Annotated in this window: 15 protein-coding genes, 1 tRNA gene and 2 pseudogenes; 10 read left to right on the forward strand and 8 right to left on the reverse strand. The window is 45.4% G+C overall.

Going from position 1 to position 17,106, the window contains the following annotated elements; translation table 11 throughout:
* Window positions 1-276: 276 nt before the first annotated feature.
* Together ACVA53_RS01315 and ACVA53_RS01320 are read right to left on the reverse strand one after the other, a co-directional pair.
* Window positions 277-1,584 (reverse strand): DUF1501 domain-containing protein, encoded by a 1,308-nt coding sequence (locus ACVA53_RS01315; protein WP_255042663.1) that lies wholly within the window; start codon window positions 1,582-1,584, stop codon window positions 277-279.
* 5 nt (window positions 1,585-1,589) lie between these two features.
* Window positions 1,590-3,542 carry a DUF1800 domain-containing protein gene (locus ACVA53_RS01320; RefSeq protein WP_446504335.1) on the reverse strand — a complete coding sequence of 651 codons (1,953 nt, stop codon included), beginning with the start codon at window positions 3,540-3,542 and terminating at the stop codon, window positions 1,590-1,592.
* Window positions 3,543-3,842: 300 nt separating this feature from the next.
* Here ACVA53_RS01320 and ACVA53_RS01325 point away from each other — a divergent pair, with 300 nt between their 5' ends.
* Window positions 3,843-5,003 carry a Na+/H+ antiporter NhaA gene (locus ACVA53_RS01325; protein ID WP_255042665.1) on the forward strand — a complete coding sequence of 387 codons (1,161 nt, stop codon included), beginning with the start codon at window positions 3,843-3,845 and terminating at the stop codon, window positions 5,001-5,003.
* A gap of 31 nt (window positions 5,004-5,034) precedes the next feature.
* On the opposite strand, the gene ACVA53_RS01330 is transcribed toward ACVA53_RS01325, so the two are convergent.
* Both ACVA53_RS01330 and ACVA53_RS01335 read right to left on the reverse strand, forming a co-directional pair.
* Window positions 5,035-5,379: a DUF6559 family protein gene (locus ACVA53_RS01330; RefSeq protein WP_255042666.1), complete on the reverse strand. Its 345-nt coding sequence runs from the start codon at window positions 5,377-5,379 to the stop codon at window positions 5,035-5,037.
* A 96-nt stretch (window positions 5,380-5,475) separates the two neighbouring features.
* Window positions 5,476-5,640 (reverse strand): hypothetical protein, encoded by a 165-nt coding sequence (locus ACVA53_RS01335; RefSeq protein ID WP_446504336.1) that lies wholly within the window; start codon window positions 5,638-5,640, stop codon window positions 5,476-5,478.
* A gap of 72 nt (window positions 5,641-5,712) precedes the next feature.
* On the opposite strand from ACVA53_RS01335, the pseudogene ACVA53_RS01340 reads away from it, so the two are divergent.
* A pseudogene (locus ACVA53_RS01340) lies at window positions 5,713-6,308 on the forward strand (IS6 family transposase).
* Window positions 6,309-6,465: 157 nt separating this feature from the next.
* Here the strand turns inward: ACVA53_RS01340 and ACVA53_RS01345 are convergent.
* A complete protein-coding gene (locus ACVA53_RS01345) occupies window positions 6,466-8,607 on the reverse strand; it encodes a bifunctional 2',3'-cyclic-nucleotide 2'-phosphodiesterase/3'-nucleotidase (protein WP_446504337.1) in 2,142 nt (713 codons plus the stop codon).
* A gap of 340 nt (window positions 8,608-8,947) precedes the next feature.
* Between ACVA53_RS01345 and ACVA53_RS01350 the strand changes: the two are divergent.
* Window positions 8,948-9,450 (forward strand): annotated as a pseudogene (locus tag ACVA53_RS01350) (IS6 family transposase); the annotation flags it as partial.
* Here ACVA53_RS01350 and ACVA53_RS01355 read toward each other — a convergent pair.
* Window positions 9,400-9,858 carry a GNAT family N-acetyltransferase gene (locus ACVA53_RS01355; protein WP_255042672.1) on the reverse strand — a complete coding sequence of 153 codons (459 nt, stop codon included), beginning with the start codon at window positions 9,856-9,858 and terminating at the stop codon, window positions 9,400-9,402. The pseudogene ACVA53_RS01350 and the gene ACVA53_RS01355 sit on opposite strands and share 51 nt — an antisense overlap.
* Window positions 9,859-9,979: 121 nt before the next feature.
* On the opposite strand from ACVA53_RS01355, the gene ACVA53_RS01360 reads away from it, so the two are divergent.
* Window positions 9,980-10,675: an aspartate/glutamate racemase family protein gene (locus ACVA53_RS01360; protein WP_446504338.1), complete on the forward strand. Its 696-nt coding sequence runs from the start codon at window positions 9,980-9,982 to the stop codon at window positions 10,673-10,675.
* 71 nt (window positions 10,676-10,746) lie between these two features.
* Here ACVA53_RS01360 and tyrS read toward each other — a convergent pair whose 3' ends face one another.
* Complete coding sequence (gene tyrS / locus ACVA53_RS01365) at window positions 10,747-11,931, reverse strand: tyrosine--tRNA ligase (protein WP_446504339.1); 1,185 nt, start codon at window positions 11,929-11,931, stop codon at window positions 10,747-10,749.
* A 216-nt stretch (window positions 11,932-12,147) separates the two neighbouring features.
* Here tyrS and ACVA53_RS01370 point away from each other — a divergent pair, with 216 nt between their 5' ends.
* From ACVA53_RS01370 to ACVA53_RS01395, 6 genes are all read left to right on the forward strand, one after another.
* Window positions 12,148-13,041: a LysR family transcriptional regulator gene (locus ACVA53_RS01370; protein ID WP_446504340.1), complete on the forward strand. Its 894-nt coding sequence runs from the start codon at window positions 12,148-12,150 to the stop codon at window positions 13,039-13,041.
* Window positions 13,042-13,134: 93 nt separating this feature from the next.
* Entirely contained in the window at window positions 13,135-13,605 is a 471-nt protein-coding gene (locus ACVA53_RS01375) for a DM13 domain-containing protein (RefSeq protein WP_446504341.1), read from the forward strand.
* Between the two features lie 25 nt (window positions 13,606-13,630).
* A complete protein-coding gene (locus tag ACVA53_RS01380; RefSeq protein ID WP_446504342.1) occupies window positions 13,631-13,876 on the forward strand; it encodes a Rho-binding antiterminator in 246 nt (81 codons plus the stop codon).
* A 214-nt stretch (window positions 13,877-14,090) separates the two neighbouring features.
* On the forward strand, window positions 14,091-14,735 hold the full coding sequence (locus ACVA53_RS01385) for an HAD family hydrolase (protein WP_255042680.1): 645 nt from the start codon (window positions 14,091-14,093) through the stop codon (window positions 14,733-14,735).
* Window positions 14,736-14,856: 121 nt separating this feature from the next.
* On the forward strand, window positions 14,857-15,549 hold the full coding sequence (locus tag ACVA53_RS01390; RefSeq protein WP_446504343.1) for a DUF4336 domain-containing protein: 693 nt from the start codon (window positions 14,857-14,859) through the stop codon (window positions 15,547-15,549).
* Window positions 15,550-15,667: 118 nt separating this feature from the next.
* Window positions 15,668-15,758 (forward strand) — tRNA-Ser (locus ACVA53_RS01395).
* 257 nt (window positions 15,759-16,015) lie between these two features.
* Here ACVA53_RS01395 and ACVA53_RS01400 read toward each other — a convergent pair.
* On the reverse strand, window positions 16,016-17,029 hold the full coding sequence (locus tag ACVA53_RS01400) for a manganese-dependent inorganic pyrophosphatase (RefSeq protein WP_255042682.1): 1,014 nt from the start codon (window positions 17,027-17,029) through the stop codon (window positions 16,016-16,018).
* Between the last annotated feature and the right edge of the window lie 77 nt (window positions 17,030-17,106).

Genomic DNA, 17,106 nt, shown 5'->3' on the forward strand with positions numbered 1-17,106 from the left:
AATGAGCTAACTCCTATCACTTAAGGTGTTTGGAGCGAGCTGGATAATGAGTCTTACTCATATGAACGGTCCTTGATTTGGGCCGTTTTTTCGTTCAGAAAGAATGCAGCGCTTTACGCGTTCTTATACCAACCTACATAAATATTTGAACAACGACTTATCCAGATTGGTATTACATCGCCCTCAGCTTCTTTTGCAATACGGCTTATCTCCAAACGAACTAGGTTGTTAAGTTCGGTGTATTACCGCCCCGTTTGGAGCGGCAATATCGGTGGCTTAGCTCAAAAATCCCAGTGTTTTCTGGTTGAAGTTTGCTAGATTTGGGAAGAGGTTATCAAGTGAGTCTGTCGGTGTCCCAAACCAATGGGCAAGCGTTGCGGCGACTTGATCGGCGGAGGTTGTCGGGATCATGCGACCATTATTGTTGATTGACCAGTTGCCATCATGGATCAAGTCGGGCATGTCGCCGTAATACCGACCGCCAATAACGGCATCACCCATGACCAGCTCATGGCCTGCCCAGCCGTGGGCGGTTCCTGTTCCGTTGGTGAGCTGCGAGCGCCCGAAATCCGACATGGTGAAGGTGGTCACGTTGCTACCTAGACCAGAAGCATCAAGCTCGCCCTGGAATGCCGCTAATGCTTCAGCGAGCTCTTGGTACAAACGATCTTGGGCTACCAGTTGGTTGTTATGGGTGTCATAGCCGCCTTGAACGACATAGAAAACTTGTCTTTGTTGGTTTAGAGCGGCATTGCCTTTGAGTACTTTTGCGACCAAAGACAAGTTATTAGCCAGTGATGATTTTGGAAAACTCGTCGACAGTTCTGCTTCCAGCAATGGGTCTAGCTGAGCCCCCGATGACAACATCTGCTGTTTTATGAGATTAATTTGTTGCCTGAACAGATTGGTACGCTCCACGACCATATCATCTTTGAAAGCTTGCTCAAGGCCTTCAGCCAATCCAAAGGCGTTGATATTGGCACTTTCCGACAACAATATTTGCTGGTAGCTGTTTGACAGCAGGAAGTTGGTTTCCTCGCCGGTACTGTAGCCCGGACTGAAATCATAGACAGGACTTGCCAGAGTATCGAGTAGGCGTCCTGCCCATCCCGTGTCTATCTCCCCGCCAACAAACCCACTGCGTTTGGCTGCCTGCATATCAGCATGAGAACCAAGGCGGGAAATTGACGGTACGCTCTTGGCCTCGAACGCTGACCTGTCTCCGGCGGCGATCAAGTTGCCTGTATTGATGATGGCAGTCATTTTCCCTTGGTTAAATAAATCAGACAGGGGGCTAAGTGCTGGGTGGGCACCCAAGGCAAGCTCCCCGTCCATCGCTAAGTTCACTAGCTGGCTTTTGTCGATTGCCAGTGCACCTTTGGCAGCGCTGTATTCATCATAACGAGTAGAGAATGTTGGGATAAGCATATTGTGTGAATCGTTGCCACCGGCAAGAAATACACACACTAACGCCTTGTAGTCACCGCCAGCGGCCATGGCCAAATTGCGCATGCCAATACCGGTCGATAATGAAAGCATGCCTGCGGTCGCGAGGGATTTTTTGAGAAATTCACGTCTTTTCATTATCGTTACTCCTGGATCAGGTATTCAGGCGAGGTGACAGTTTGCCAGATCATCCCCTTGCAGCGAATACGGCCGTTGCTAGCGCCTATTGAATCGGTGAACTGGCGGTAGGTGGCAAGCATGGTATTACTGATAGGTTGGTGGTAGAAGGTCTGCTCGAGGTAGGCCATTTGTTCTTCGAAGTTGGAAACGTGGCTGATGTTATAGCAACCGGAAATATCGACTTTATTTTTTTCATTTATTTCTGGTGTTTCGAAGTTTTTATTCTGGCTAATCACCGAATGTAGGATGTTACTTAAGACCTTGAAAGATGAAGCATTAAGTACGGTTAGCTCTGGTGCGACTAAGCCTTCATCTTTCAAGCTACCGTCAGGTACGTCTTCGGGGCGGTAATAATTGAAGACCGATGGGGAACCGAGAGGAATTTGGCCGTAGGCGTCGGCGGTATCGAGATCCTGGTAAATACCATCGATGTTTCCTCGCATCGACATCGCCCGGGCCAGATTGGTCATGACAATCAGTGGCTCTTTGACTTTGAATGCTTCACCATTTCGGGCTTCTTCATCACTCAAGATGGCTTTTGCGACCATGGCGAGATCCCCCCGTACTCCTTGCCCGTTGTTGCGAAAGACATTAGCGACCCGCGTGATGTAGTCAGGTGAAGGGTTCGACGTCACCAAGCGTTGAATAAGGATTCGGCTAACAAAAGCCGGGGTGTTGGGATGATTGAACAAGATATCGATAGCAAGGTTTAAGTCTTGCTCTGCTGATTTCCCACTGAAAAAAGTGATACCCATCACTTGCTTACTGCCACTATCATGGCGGCTTTCATTGGGCTGCATCGACGCAAAAAGTTCACCGTTGCTCAGATCGTCCCAGTCAGTATTGTTTGCCAGGTGCCAGCCGGTCAGCGCCCGCGAAAATTCACCGATATCGGCTTCGGTGTAGGTGGCGATTGGGTCGCCTGATGCATTCAAGAATGGCGAACCATCTGGTTTAAGTTCATCGAGCCCGATGGTGAATAACTGCATCAATTCCCTTGGGTAGTTTTCATTGGGGCGGATCCCCTCGAAGGGGTTTTCTTGCTGACTGCCGATTGATGTTAGGTAGTACCCCATTGCCGGATGGCGTGATACATCGAGGAGTAAGTCCCGGTAGTTCCCCAGCGCATACTTGATGAGAAGATCGTAGTAGTCAGTAAGAAGCTTGGGATGAAGGCTAAGGGTGGCATCTTTCTCCGATACAACTAGGATCTGACTGAGGGCAAAGGCCATACGCTGACGGAGCTGATCTGGCGCATTGATGCTTCGGTCCCACCAGACCCGATAACGGGTTGTGGCTGAATCTTCTTCGCCGTAGGCCAGGTAATCATCATAACGGGGTAAGTGGTAGCTCGGTGCAGCGTTGACCTGCTCGTAAAACCAAGATTCAAACCCTTGTGATTTCAGTTGGCCAGGATCTGAGGGGGAGGGACCAAATGTCGCTTGGAATAACAAAGATGCTGCAGCCTGCTCGGTAGCGAGGACAACCTCGGGAATGTCTGGGGCCGAGGTTTGTACATCTATTCGCGGGTAAATGAGATCTCCAGAAACATTTCCGCTGGGTTCGACTACCCAGGTAAAGGGGCCAAATGTGCTGGTCTCTATACCATCAGTCACGGTGAAGGTGACGTCTGGGTAATAGCCTTCAGATCCTAGTGGCGGCATACGATCTACGTTAGGTTTTGCCCAGAACACACCATTAGCATTGACCCAAATGAAGTCCGGTAAGTTTTCACTTGACCATGTTAGGGAGCCTTCGCCGTCGTAGTCTATAGGTATTATCCAGCGGTATTTGTCGCCGACGGTGCCCCGTGGAGGTTGAATATCAGAGGGAATTTCTAGCGTTGCGTAGCTTGGTGCTGATAGGGCGATGGGAACGGTAATCCATAACCACCGGCTCACTTTGAAAAGTCGCATCGTTGCCTCCTTTGTTAGACGATAGTGTGAGTATTAGCAGGCAATAAGCGAGAGGTGATGCCAATTCATTGATTATGTGAATATCTGGGCTGGAAATCACGTTTACTGGCATTTCTGTGCCTACGTGACGGTAAAGGTTATGGTGGTCGGGGCTTGCCGAGCGGTAGTCGCCTATATCCCGAAGATTTACATTTTAGTTATTACTTGAAAACCGATCTATCTCGTTGTTTAAAATGGCAAAGTCGGTTACGTTAAATACATAAATATTGTTTATTCACCCAGTTGATATTGGGAGCAAGGATGATGCCTTCTCTAAAGCCAAAAGCTGCAATTGTAATGGCCAAAGATCGGCTAGGTGGCCTGCTGCTGGTTGCCTGCTGCTTACTCGCTTTTGTATGGGCAACGCTTCACCCAACCTCTTATTCTGCATTCAAACTCTACCCACTTGCCGAGGGCATATCATGGCAACTTTTTGTCAATGATTTGCTTATGGTCCTTTTCTTCTTGATGGTTGGTCTAGAGCTAAGTAATGAAGCCAAGCATGGCGTGTTTAGGACCAAACGGGCAATTGTCCTGCCTTTGATTTCTGCCTGTGCGGGCTTTATCTGTCCAGCGGTTATCTACCTTGCTCTTATCGGCGGATTTGCCTCGCCAATGAGTAGCGGATGGGCAATTGTTACTGCTACAGATATCGCCCTTGCGCTTGGTTTGCTGTCGCTGTGCAGTCGCGTCCCTGTGAGCTTAAAAATGTTTTTGCTTGCTGTCGCCATTTTTGATGACATGCTAGCCATTATCACCATTGCTGTTTTCTATACAACGACGTTTGAGGTGCTGTACCTGTGCTTGTCTGTGGGCATTACCGTATTGATATTTTGGTTGACTCGCCGGCAGGCTAAGAGCTTGTCGCTGTATTTGGCCTTGGGTACAATTTTGTGGTTTGTACTTCTCAAAGCGGGTATTCATCCCGTTTTAGCTGGTGTGGTTATCGGGTTCGCATTGAGTCAAAGCGGCTGTGCACTTAGCCACCGGACAGAGTCTGGGTTGCAGTGGGGGGTGACTTTGCTGGTACTGCCTATGTTTGCTTTGTCAAACGCTGGCGTGTCGCTCGCTGGTACTTTTACCTTAGAAAATGTTATCGACCCTGTTGCTGCTTACATCGCTATAGCGATGCTCATTGGTAAACCATTGGGTGTATTCGGCTCAGTCTGGCTGGGGGTGCGGATGAAGATCTTTGAATTACCTGAAGCGACGAATTTGCGTATGTTATTCGCCCTGTCCATTTTTTGCAGTATCGGATTAACACTCTCTTTGTTTATCGGTGAACTGTCCGGTTTGGGGAATGATCACTATAAATTGGGTATCGTGGTGGCTGCGTTGGTGGCGAGTATTTTAGGGCTGATACTTATGCATTTTGCGACCCGCCAGGGTAACGGTGTGTTTCAGGTTAGGGGCGATCAATAAGGCGGTATTTTGCTATCGGTTCCATTTTTACTTAGTACCTGCTGTTTTGTCCATAGTGGTTAGACAGGTTGTCGGTGTTCGTGCCTCCTTTCCAGCCCGTTGGTTTGGCAATGGCGATAACCTGAAGGGCGTTAAAGGCATTGCCATTAAACAAGCCCTGGGATAATTCCTGGTGTTGGTCAGGATATAACTCTCCAAAGAGTGCATACGCATATTTCTGATAGCGTTGGTTTAAGGCCGAGCTATCCAGCACTGCTGAAATCTGGCCGTTTGTGTAGCTCTCTCTTGGGCCATAAGACTTGAGCAGCATTGGGCCGAGTACCTTAATGTATCGGCGGATAGCTCTTCGCTTGAAGAACTGGCTAAATCTGAACATCTCACACCTCTTAAACCAAATGACTTTTAAACCAAAACAGTTCTTATACCACACATTATTAATACGGTGTTCAATAGCATTTTACAACCGTGTTTATTATTGGGACTGACTCAACCTTTCAGCAATAAAATCTATAAAAGCTCTTACCCTGACTGGCTGGCTGTGGCTTTCTTTGTAAACGGCATAGAGCGGAACAGTTTGCTGTTGGTAGTCTGTTAGTACATGGATCAGCTCTCCTGTGGCGATATAGGGGGTTATCATCCACTTTGGAGTTGTGTCGCAAACAGTGGTGCTTAGTTAAGATCCCTGATAGTACTCATTACCTTTAGCATTATGACTATCAACTTTTCCGGTCGCCACTTTCCTTCCAGCATCATCCTTCAGGTTGTTCGCTATTACGTTTCTTATAAAAAATTAGCTACCGTGAAATCGAAGAGATTATGGCTGAGCGGGGTATCCATGCTGATAACTCAACCATCAATCGGTGGGTCATCAAATATGCTCCCTTCCTGGAACATCAGGCTCGTCGAAGAAAGAAGCCTGTCGCTTCTTTGTGGCGGATGGAAGAGACATACATCAATGTCAAAGATCAGTGGAAATATTACTACCGAGCCGTTGATAAGTACGGCAAGGTCATTGATTTTTTACTGTGCGCTCACCGTGATGAGAAAGCTGCTCGCGCCTTCTTCATTAAGGCAATAGGCCATAACGGATTACCTGAAAAGGTGGTGCTCGATATGAGTGGTGCCAATGTGTTAGCGCTGCATAATATCAACGTCTAACTCTGGCTGACGGGGAGGGTGCTCTACTTGATTGAAGTGCTTCGAGTTAAGTATTTAAACTACCTAGTCGAACAAAGCCACCGAAAAGTGAAGGTAAGATGCATCAGTGTCTGGGATGGAAATCAGTACGGTTGTACTTCGGCATAATTTTGCGACATAACCGAATGTTTATCAGGGTAACGAAAAAAGGCTAAATATCTTTAGATATCTAGCCTTAATTTATCAGTCTAACCGACTAGCATCACGTAACGTAATAGCGTGGGTCTGGGCGTTCTTCTATGATTAACTCATCTAAGCTAATGAATTAATGACCTTTGAACGAACAGTTAAATTCACCACTGTAATCAAAATCAAAGTAGTACTCAACGAACCCTTCAGAGCCTTCTTTTGTCGTCTCAACACGCGTCGTAGAAAGGCCGGTTAACTCATCCGCACAACGATAGGCCTCTTCAAGCTTCGCCGATGCAAATGTAACCTTATCTGTGCCTGGCGCAACTAGAGTAAACACTTCAGCATTCTTAAATTCTAGCTTCAAATCATCATCTTGCTCTTCTAGACGATCATTCAAGTAGTACTGTACTAAATTACGGTTATTAAATGCAGCTTCTTCTTTAATAAGCTCAGCCTTATCAATTCCTGGCATATCAACGTTCGATGCTCGGTAATTATTGGTAATCACATAAATTTCCGCATCATCATCAATTTCTTCACCTTTAAATGTCAAAGATGTTAGTTGTTGATTGCTGGCTGTTTCATCATAATTAAAGCCGTTAATATTTGTAAAACGAGGCTTGTTTACAACATTCACTTCATATTTTAAAAGGCCTTCACCGCCATTATCAACACCACCATAAAACGCATCAAAGTTGTAGCCAGGGAACCCTTCGACTAAGAATGTTTCCCCATCTTGAAGTGGTAAGTTGTTGTAAGCATTTGAGTTAACCCACTCAATCCAGCGCTTCATATCTGCGCCAGTCATTTTCAAAACAGCGGGTGTATTGTTGTCAAATACATAGATATCTGCAACAGATGCATTAGTAAACTCACCGTCTTGGATATTAGTAAAATCTTCACCGCCGTTACGGCCAGACTTAAATGGTGCAGAAACAGACAAGAAGAAAGCATCGGCTGATGCATCAGGGAATTGCCCCTCATCTTTCCATTTCATCAATTGATGAAGCTGCGCTTCATTAACAATTTGAATCGATAGATCTGGTACAAGCTGAGGGAAAAAGCTGTTTACGTTAACATCAATTTCTGCAATTGTATCAGCCATATACTCAACTGTACCCTTATGCTCTTCTGCTACAAGAGCTTCGATAACAGTATCAGACTGTTCTGGGAGCAATGACCGTAGTTTAGCTGTGGACTGACTATGATCAACATGCCAAGTCTCACCACCATCTTTAGAATTCAATTTGATATCAATGACGCCCAACTTAGCACCCCAGAAGCCAGGCATAACCGCCGGAATACCATTAATAAGCCCTTTCTCTGATTTTACCCCTTCGATTTCACTATATTCACCCGTAGAATTTGGGAATTCACGGTGGTCATGACCAAACATGATAGCATCAACATCATCAACATAAGCCAGTTGAAGCGTCGCATTTTCAGCAAACTCACCATCTTCGTCAGCCAACCCTGAGTGCGGAATAGCAACAATAACATCAGCACCTTCAGCCTTCATCATTGGAACATAATGTTCAGCAGTTTTTTTAATATCAGAGACTAGAACATTACACTTCAAGTGAGAACTATCCCACCCCATAATCTGAGGTGGAGTGAAGCCTATAACACCCACTTTAACGGTGTGGTATTGACCATCATCACCAAGAAAATCTCGATCAAGGATAACATATGGGGAGTGCATGCTTTCTGCTTGTTCATAGAAATCTTCAGTAATCTGAATTTCACACTCTTCCGCGTCAGTGCTCACTTTTTCAAGACTGTCGTCAGCTTTCCAAATGTTAGCAGATACATAAGGGAAATCAGAACCTTTCAGTGCTTCTTCTAGATACTCAAGGCCATAGTTAAACTCATGATTTCCTAAGTTTGCTGCATCGTATTTAAGATGATTCATTGCCTTGTAAACAGGGTGTAGATCCCTTTTAAGGTGTTCAACTCCGAGATTTGCCATGTAATCCCCCATTGGACTACCTTGAACCAGATCACCATTATCAAACAACATACTGTTGTCAACTTCTTCTCGTGTTTCTTGAATCACGAGCGATGTACGAGCCAAACCCCACTCAGGCATTGAATTGGCATTAACATCTGCGTTGACAAAATAGTTATAAGGCATGACATTCGTATGAATATCCGTGGTCTCCATGAGACGTAGGTCCATACTAATATAATTATTACTGCCACTATCGCTATTACAACCGCCCAACAATATTACGACTGAAGATGCCAGCAGCAATTTTTTCGTTTTTAAACTCATTTAACTTCCAGGGAAATTCGGTATAAAAAATGAAATCAAATGAAATCAAACGAAATCAAATGAAACAGAATGAAATAAAATTATAAGTTGCAGGATAAATAATGTCACGGTTGGATAATACCTGTCCGGAGTTACTTAACTGTTAAATAAACACCTTTCATCAAGTGCTTAGATTATTGGTGTGGTTTATTTTTAAACATAAAGATATATATATCGTCAAGTTATCGATTACATTCTGCATTTATGTTAATAGCAAACGTTTCCCATCTTTCCACCTAAAACGTGAACAAGATCACACGGCGTTAACTATCACTGAAAAAAATAGACACAAATCGCTTCTTTGTGGCGGATGGAAGCGACATACATCAATGTCAAAGGTCAGTGGAAATATTACTACCGAGCCGTTGATAAGTACGGCAAGGTCATTGATTTTTTACTTTGCGCTCACCGTTATGAGAAAGCTGCTCGCGCCTTTTTCATTAAGGCAATAGGCCATAACGGATTACCTGAAAAGGTGGTGCTCGATAAGAGTGGTGCCAATGCGTTAGCGCTGCATAATATTAACGTCCAACTCTGGCTTATGGGGAGGGTGCTCTACTTGATTGAAGTGCTTCAAGTTAAGTATTTAAACTACCTAGTCGAACAAAGCCACCGGAAAGTGAAGGTAAGATGCATCAGTGTCTGGGATGGAAATCTGATGAAGGCGCTAAAGCCACACTCGCTGGCATAGAGCTGTGGTCGATGATTAAAAATGGACAGTTCAATAACCCTGTTGTCTGTGATTCTAATACTTCAAGGTGTTTGATTGAACATATAAATGAAAGGAAAGCACCCACCTGGTAAGTCCTTCGGCTCGCCATTCGGGACAAACCCCAGTTTCTGATAAAAGTTAACGGCGTATTCTGAAGCGTTAAGGTGAACGGCTTGTTTGGGCGAGCGTTCTTTGCAAACCTCGAGCGCTTTGGTTATCAACTGGCGAGCAATGCCTTGATGGTGAAACCGAGGGTCTACAAATAAATTGGATAGGTTCCAATATTCCTTAACCAGAATGGTACCGACGATGTTGCCGTCAATGCGATAGACATAATGCACGGAGCTGTCTGGGTAACGTCGCCACCACAGCACGCTGTCGGCACAGCTGGCAATAATCCCATCTTGGATATCAGCTGGCTCATCAATACAGGTCCTAATTGCTAGCCCTATAACCGCAATAATGTCAGCGGTATCCCTAAACGTCGCTTGTTGGATCACTTTATTGCTTCCTTGTCCTTGCTCGCGTTAAGTTTTATATCTTAGCGTGTTATCTGTATTTTTCTGTCTAACAATGGTAATAATTTACAATGTTTGGCGAAGAATCACGGATAGGCACACCATGAAAACCATTGGCTTGCTAGGCGGTATGAGCTGGGAATCAACAGCAAGTTATTACAAGGCAATTAATGAAGGGGTTAAGCACGAGCTCGGAGGTCTACATTCGGCCAAAATCGCTCTTTACAGTGTAAACTTCGACGAAATTGAGAAGCTGCAGCATGCCGGTGACTGGACTGCAACCGCAAATATCTTGTCACAAGCAGCCAAATCGGTGGAAGTTGCTGGTGCAGATTTTCTATTGATTTGTACTAATACCATGCACAAAGTCGCTAAAGATATTGAGCAGGCTGTGTCAATCCCCTTGCTGCACATTGCCGATGCAACAGCACAACAACTTAAATCCGACGGCATCAAAAAAGTGGGGCTATTGGGAACGCGTTTTACCATAGAGCAAGACTTTTATATCAGCCATTTAACTGAGCAGTTTGGTATTGAGGTAGTGGTGCCAGATTTACCTGATAGGGACATTATTCATCGGGTTATTTATGACGAGCTTTGTAAAGGCGTACTCAAAGAAGAGTCACGGGCAGAATATGTTCGAATTACCGAAAAACTGGCTGAACAAGGCGCTGAAGCCGTAATTCTAGGTTGTACGGAAATTGCGTTGTTGATTTCGCCCAAAGATACCGATGTTCCGCTTTATGATACGGCAAGCATCCATGCGGAGGCGGCGGTTAAGCTGGCTTTGACTGTATAGTATATCCGTCATGTGTTGTTGGAAGATAGGGCACCAATAGGGCCCTATGATCTTGAATAATAGTCTTTATATTAGACGATATTGATCTTGGCAACGCGCCGCTTACCCACTTGGTAAATACTTTCGCCTACCGGAAGCTCAAATGAAGTCTCCTCAACCTTGATCCCATCAATTTTGACGGCGCCTTGCTTGATCAAACGAATCGCCTCAGAAGTCGATGCGGTTAGTTCAGCTTGTTTAAGTACCTGACTGATGGTTAACCCGTGTTGCATTTCAATAGTCTCTAGATTATCTGGCAGGACCTTTGCCGCGAAACGTTGGTTGAACATCGACTCGGCGCTATTGGCCGCTTCATCAGAATGGAAGCGGGCGACGATCTCTTTGGCCAGCAGCACCTTGATCTCTTTAGGGTTACGTCCCGTGTTGATATCCCGCTTAAACTGTTCAATGTCATCCATGCTGCGAAACGATAATAGCTCAAAGTAGTTCCACATCAACTCGTCAGAAATCGACATCAGCTTGCCGAACATTTCCTCAGAAGATTCAGTGATACCAATGTAGTTTGCCGCTGATTTTGACATTTTCTTGCTGCCATCGAGGCCAACCAGCAATGGCATGGTGATCACTACCTGTGGCTCCATGTTGTGTTGCTTTTGTAACTCTCGGCCCATTAGCAGGTTGAAGGTCTGATCCGTACCACCCAATTCAATATCGGCTTTTAGTTCAACAGAATCGTAGCCCTGAAGCAGCGGGTAGATGAATTCATGGATGCCAATCGATTGTTGCTCGGCGAAACGCTTTTTGAAATCCTCTCGTTCAAGCATTCTGGCCACTGTCTGGCTGGCGGTGAGTTTTAATATGCCCTCGGCACCCAGTTGAGATAGCCAATGGGAGTTAAAGACGATCTCGGTTTTGCTAGGGTCGAGGATCTTGAATACTTGCTGCTGGTAGGTCTCGGCATTGGCGAGAACCTGCTCTGTCGTTAGTGGTGGACGCGTGGTGTTCTTTCCGCTTGGATCACCGATTTTACCGGTAAAGTCGCCGATCAAGAAGACAACTTTATGACCCAAGTCTTGAAACTGTCGTAATTTATTAAGAATAACTGTGTGACCAAGGTGAATATCCGGCGCCGTAGGATCAGCACCAAGTTTGACCACGAGCGGTCGGTCTTTTTTTAATTTATCAATCAAAGCTGATTCTGGGGTAACTTGCTCTGTTCCTCGGTGAATGAGAGCAAGGGCTTGGTCAATATTCATAGTCGCTCCGTTAGTCGTTAAGTTCAGAGCTTATCTATCATTTATTCTGATACTCTGATTGTTGAGATGGTGTCAATTCGTAGCTCGGTGTACTAACATTCCGCCGCGCTAATTGATGCCTCAGCGTATCAAAGAATGTTTCAGGTGAAAGTTAGCAGCTATCACAATGTGTGATAGCTTGTTTGTGGTTAATGATTTGGAAGTGAGCAATCCGTTATGTACAGCTTTGAGCAATTGAAAATGTTTGTCGCCGTTTGTGAGTGTGGGTCATTTTCGGCTGCTGCAAGAAAGTATAAACGGGCACAGTCAGGGGTCAGCCAATCGGTGTCGAATTTGGAAATCGCGTTGAATCAAACCTTGTTTGACCGTTCGAGCAATATGCCGAGATTAACAGCCCAAGGTGAGGCGCTGTTACCCATTGCTCGCTCAATCCTGTTACAGCAGCAACGTCTGGACCAAAAGGTAATGGCTCTGGATGCCGATGAAGAGCATGAGTTGGTGGTTGCGATTGAGGAAAGCCTGCTTGAACCTGAATTGCTTAGCCAAATTGTCGCTATTGGCGAGCAGCATCCGATGACCAATATTGAGTTAATCTCCGCATCAACTTTCGATATCAAAGCAATGGTCAGTGAGGGAAGGGCGCATGTAGGCGTGGTGTATTCCGATGGAAAAATGCTGGAAGATACCGAGTTTGCAACGGTAGGGTATAACCGTTTTTTGACCCTTGCAGCGCCTCAGCATCCATTAGCTGGCAGGGCATCACTAAAAGATAGTGATTTGCGCAACTACCGACAAGTTGTGCAGCGTTCGTCCAGTGGCAAGGAGTTGTGGTTTAGTTATGCCATCAGTACTCAAGTATGGTACGCCAACAATCATCAGCTTTTACTGGAATTGGCTGCTCAAGGGCTTGGCTGGGTGATCGTTCCTGAACGTTTGGCTGCACCTTATGTTGAACAAGGTAAATTGAATATATTGGATCTCGCTTTCGAACCGGATGGTTGGCTGACAACGGTTGATGTGATCCAAACCCGCCGTCATACCGAGGGCCCAGTACGCCAAGCTTTACTGCATATTTTAGAAAAGGCTCTCGCTTCCAAACAGAGGCTGTAAGTTTCGGCGCTATAAATCTAAGCTACCTCACTGTTTTTGCTATAGTTCAAGTGTACGGGTTTGAACTTACTCAGCGTTAGCAAGGAGGCTGACATGAAACGAATTATTGGACTGATATTCACTCACATTATTGCGGTAGGGATTGGCTTTGCTCTTGGCATTTATGCCCTGCCGATATTGATAGCGCCAGATGCACCATCTGTATCAACCATTCAATTGGTCGAGGCGAAAGCGCAGTTTACTGCCACGTTTGATAAAGAGCGCCAAGACAGTGATTTCCTTCACTGGGGTGAAGGTAACGTTGCACTGGCTGCAGATAGTATCAGCTTTATCGGCGAGCTAGCGCCGGGACCTGATTATAAGCTCTATCTATCACCTGAATTTGTTGAAACAGAAGCTGATTTCAATCGCCTTAAATCGTCTATGGTGAGGATAGGCGATATTAAAACGTTCGATCAGTTTATGTTGCCGCTGGACGAAAGCGTTGAGATAGCCCGATACAATACGGTAATTGTGTGGTGTGAAACCTTCGGTCAATTTATTACCTCAGCCCAGTATCAGTGATGTAATCTCCTTAAAGGAACGCCAAATGGTCTCTTGTCATCAAACTGATTATGTCGAAATTGCTTGTATGTATCGCTATCCCGTCAAGCTGACCTTGAAGTCAGGGCAAGAGGTGTTTGGAACTGCACTTGATACCAAGTGGAATACAAGCAAAGAAGAGTGTATTGAGATCCAAACAGGTGACACTATTGAGTTGGTGTTGCTAGAAGTGGTCTCCAAGCTCGAAGTTCAAATAGATAATCCGCACTTCAGTCATATCGACTTTGATTGAACGATTTCTCCACTTTCTAAAAAATATATATCAATGGTTTACACTCGCCATCAAACAGCCTTATTGATGCGTTAACCGCCCGTTTAGCTAATGACGGGTATAACTTGGTGGTGGTCCAAGACGTACTGGTGATGGTTACTATGAAAGCATTGTCTTAGGCCCAAAAGGTAACTTTAGCGCCAGCGAGCGTTTACAACCCAAAGTTGAGGAAGATATGACAGAAGTAAAAGCGGTATTGTTTGATATGGATGGCCTGATCTTTGATACCGAAGGTTTGTACAAGACCTGTTGGCAATATGCAGCTGAAGAGCAAGGATTAGACTTAACGGATGAAGACTATCAGTGCTTTATTGGGGTTCAGGATGTCGAGTGTGAGCGTCGCATTACCGTTAAGTTTGGTGAGGCGTTGGATCTTGAGCGTTTTTGCCAAGTCAGGGATGCGATGTTTCATGCCGAGCAAGATAAAGGGATCCCATTCATGCCGGGGTTCAGCGAGTTGTTTGCAGATATTAAACGGAAAGGGCTGAAATGTGCGCTTGTAACTTCATCCCCACGTAAGAAAGTGGCACACCACTTTGCCGGCACCGATTATCTCTCGCAATTTGACGTTGTTGTCACGGCTGAAGATGTGAAAAACGGTAAGCCAGCACCCGATTGCTACCTGATGGCTAGCGCCCAACTGGATATCGCTCCTGTCAATTGTTTAGTTTTGGAAGACTCAAACAATGGTATGCGCTCTGGGCTAGATGCGGGCTGCCAAGCGATTATGATCCCTGATTTGTTAGTGCCTGCGAGCGATGTTGTGTCAAGAGCAGCATTAATTGGTGAGTCATTGCTGGAAGTTAAGTCATACCTCTAAATTTCAGCGAATCGCTAATTGGCTATTCTGTGATCTAAAAGCATGTCATTGCTATAGCCTCTGGCACTATACTTGAGTGGAAACAGAGGTTTAATGGACACAGATAACGAGCGGGGATTGCATGCGACAAATAGGTGATGACATTTGGGTTCATGAAGACTCAATGAAAATGCTGGGGACAAAGCTTGGGCTGAGGATGACGGTTGTCCGGTTACAGGATGGTCGCCTGTGGGTACATTCACCGACAGCCATGTCATCCTCTCTGCAGCAAGCGATCAATGAGTTAGGTCCTGTTAGCTATTTGGTTGCAGCCAATAACCATCACAGTCGATGGCTTCAAGATTGGATCGATGCTTATCCTGATGCTGAGGTGTATGTCAGTGCAGGTATTCCCCGCAAAGTACCGCTATCGAGTTATCATATTTTGCAGCGAGGAATGGAGAATGTTTGGCAAGGTGATTTGGAATGGTACACCATGCCGTCAGTACCTTTGTTTAATGAAACAGTTTTCTATCATCGCCACTCTAGTTCGTTGATTGTGACGGACTTGGTGCAAAACTACCCTGAAAACCCGAATAAAGCGGGTTTTGCAGGAGCGATGGCCAAGTACGTCTTCGAACCGATTGGTTTCAAAGGGTGTTGCGTCGCACCGCCGTTGAAAATGGGGTTCACACTAAAAGATAAACCGGCTTTTAATCGATTCCTCCAAAGTGTGCAAGAGTGGGACTTCGACAAGATTATCGTGACACACGGAAACATTATTGAAGATGATGCTAAAGCTAAATTTGCTTTATTATCCTCACGGTTTGCTTGATATCTTGTGGTGAAAGTGGAGTATTTGAGCGGACTGCTTGGATAGTGAGCGCTTGGCGATTTGAGTGATATTTTTGCTTTACACCTAATATCGAACTGCGTATTATTCGCCGCACAAAGGAGAGATGGCTGAGTGGTTGAAAGCACCGGTCTTGAAAACCGGCATACGTTTGTAGCGTATCTAGGGTTCAAATCCCTATCTCTCCGCCAAATTTAGAAAGCCAGCTTAATTGCTGGCTTTTTTGCATCTATAGCTTGGTAGCCGCTGAGAATTCAGCGGCTTTTTTATATGACTAGTGATACCAACCTACATAAATATTTGATCAGTATTGCAGGTTAAAATCGCTGTTCTCTGCGTTAGATATTTTGTAATTAGAGCCACTAGTTACTGCAATCTCTGCCTTGATAACAACGATTTTTCCAGTGCAAATACTTGATCAACGACTTATCCAGATTGGTATGAATAGTTACAAGCTTTCAATCGCACTTTGAATCGCAGGGCCAATCTGGCGCTTGCGTGAAGTGACACCTTCCAGCGTTAGCATATCGCCCTCTACGTCAGTATTGAAAGCGGCTTTAATGACGGTAAAGTCGTTGTTATCCACCCACAGTAAGTTGGCTTTTTTATCTTTGGTGTCGGTGATAGAGAAGAACAAGTGGTCAAGTTCATTGGCTTGCTTGTGCGCTTTCATTGCTGCCAGCAAGTCTTCCTTACGGTCAATCAACTGTTGGGCGGTCAGCGTTTCTGCCACACCAATACCTACTTTCTTGCCGCCATATTCAAAGTTTTTGTAGTCCATGGTCAAAATGGTGTCAGCAGAAAGGTGGCTAAGATCAGATTTGGCAATTAGCATCTGCTGGCCGAAGTCTTCTATATCGCTGATACCAGCAATGGCTGCGAGCTTTTCAGCATAGTGATGATCATAGTCTGTAGTGGTCGATGATTGGAAAACCACGGTATCAGACAGGATGGCACCTAGACCGGCACAAGCCAGGTGTTTGGGTAAGGTAACATCAAGCTTCTCGGCATTGTCTGCCAAAATCGTTGCTGCTGAGCCCCAGCCACGGATATCCATCGCAACAAGTTGTGGTGTGTTGATAGGCGAACCGCCAATGGCGTGGTGATCAATCACAGCAACAATAGAGCCTTGATCAATGGTTGGGGCTAATTGAGTTACTTGGTTAAAGTCGACAAGACCTACCTGGAAATCGGCATAATTAGACTCGATGCGTGGCGCTTCAGCGTTACAGTAATTGAGTACAAACTCTGACTCAGGGTTAATTTTCTCAGGTACGGTAGCAGTGCCACCATAGATATGGGCCGCTAGCATGGCTGAAACGACGGTGTCGGTATCAGGGCTGAGGTGTCCAGTCCAGACCAAATTATCTGTACTGTTGTTGGCCGGTTGTTGCAAGTCGAAAGCGTAGCTAGTTGAACTGACTGAAACGAGAATGGCTGCAACGAGAGGTGAGAGCTTCACGGTAATGTCCCTATCTATTTCCTAAAAGTGAAAGCAAAAGCTACCCTTGTTTGTTTGCAGAAATATTTCAATACGTT

The organism is Photobacterium sp. DNB23_23_1, from assembly GCF_052873815.1.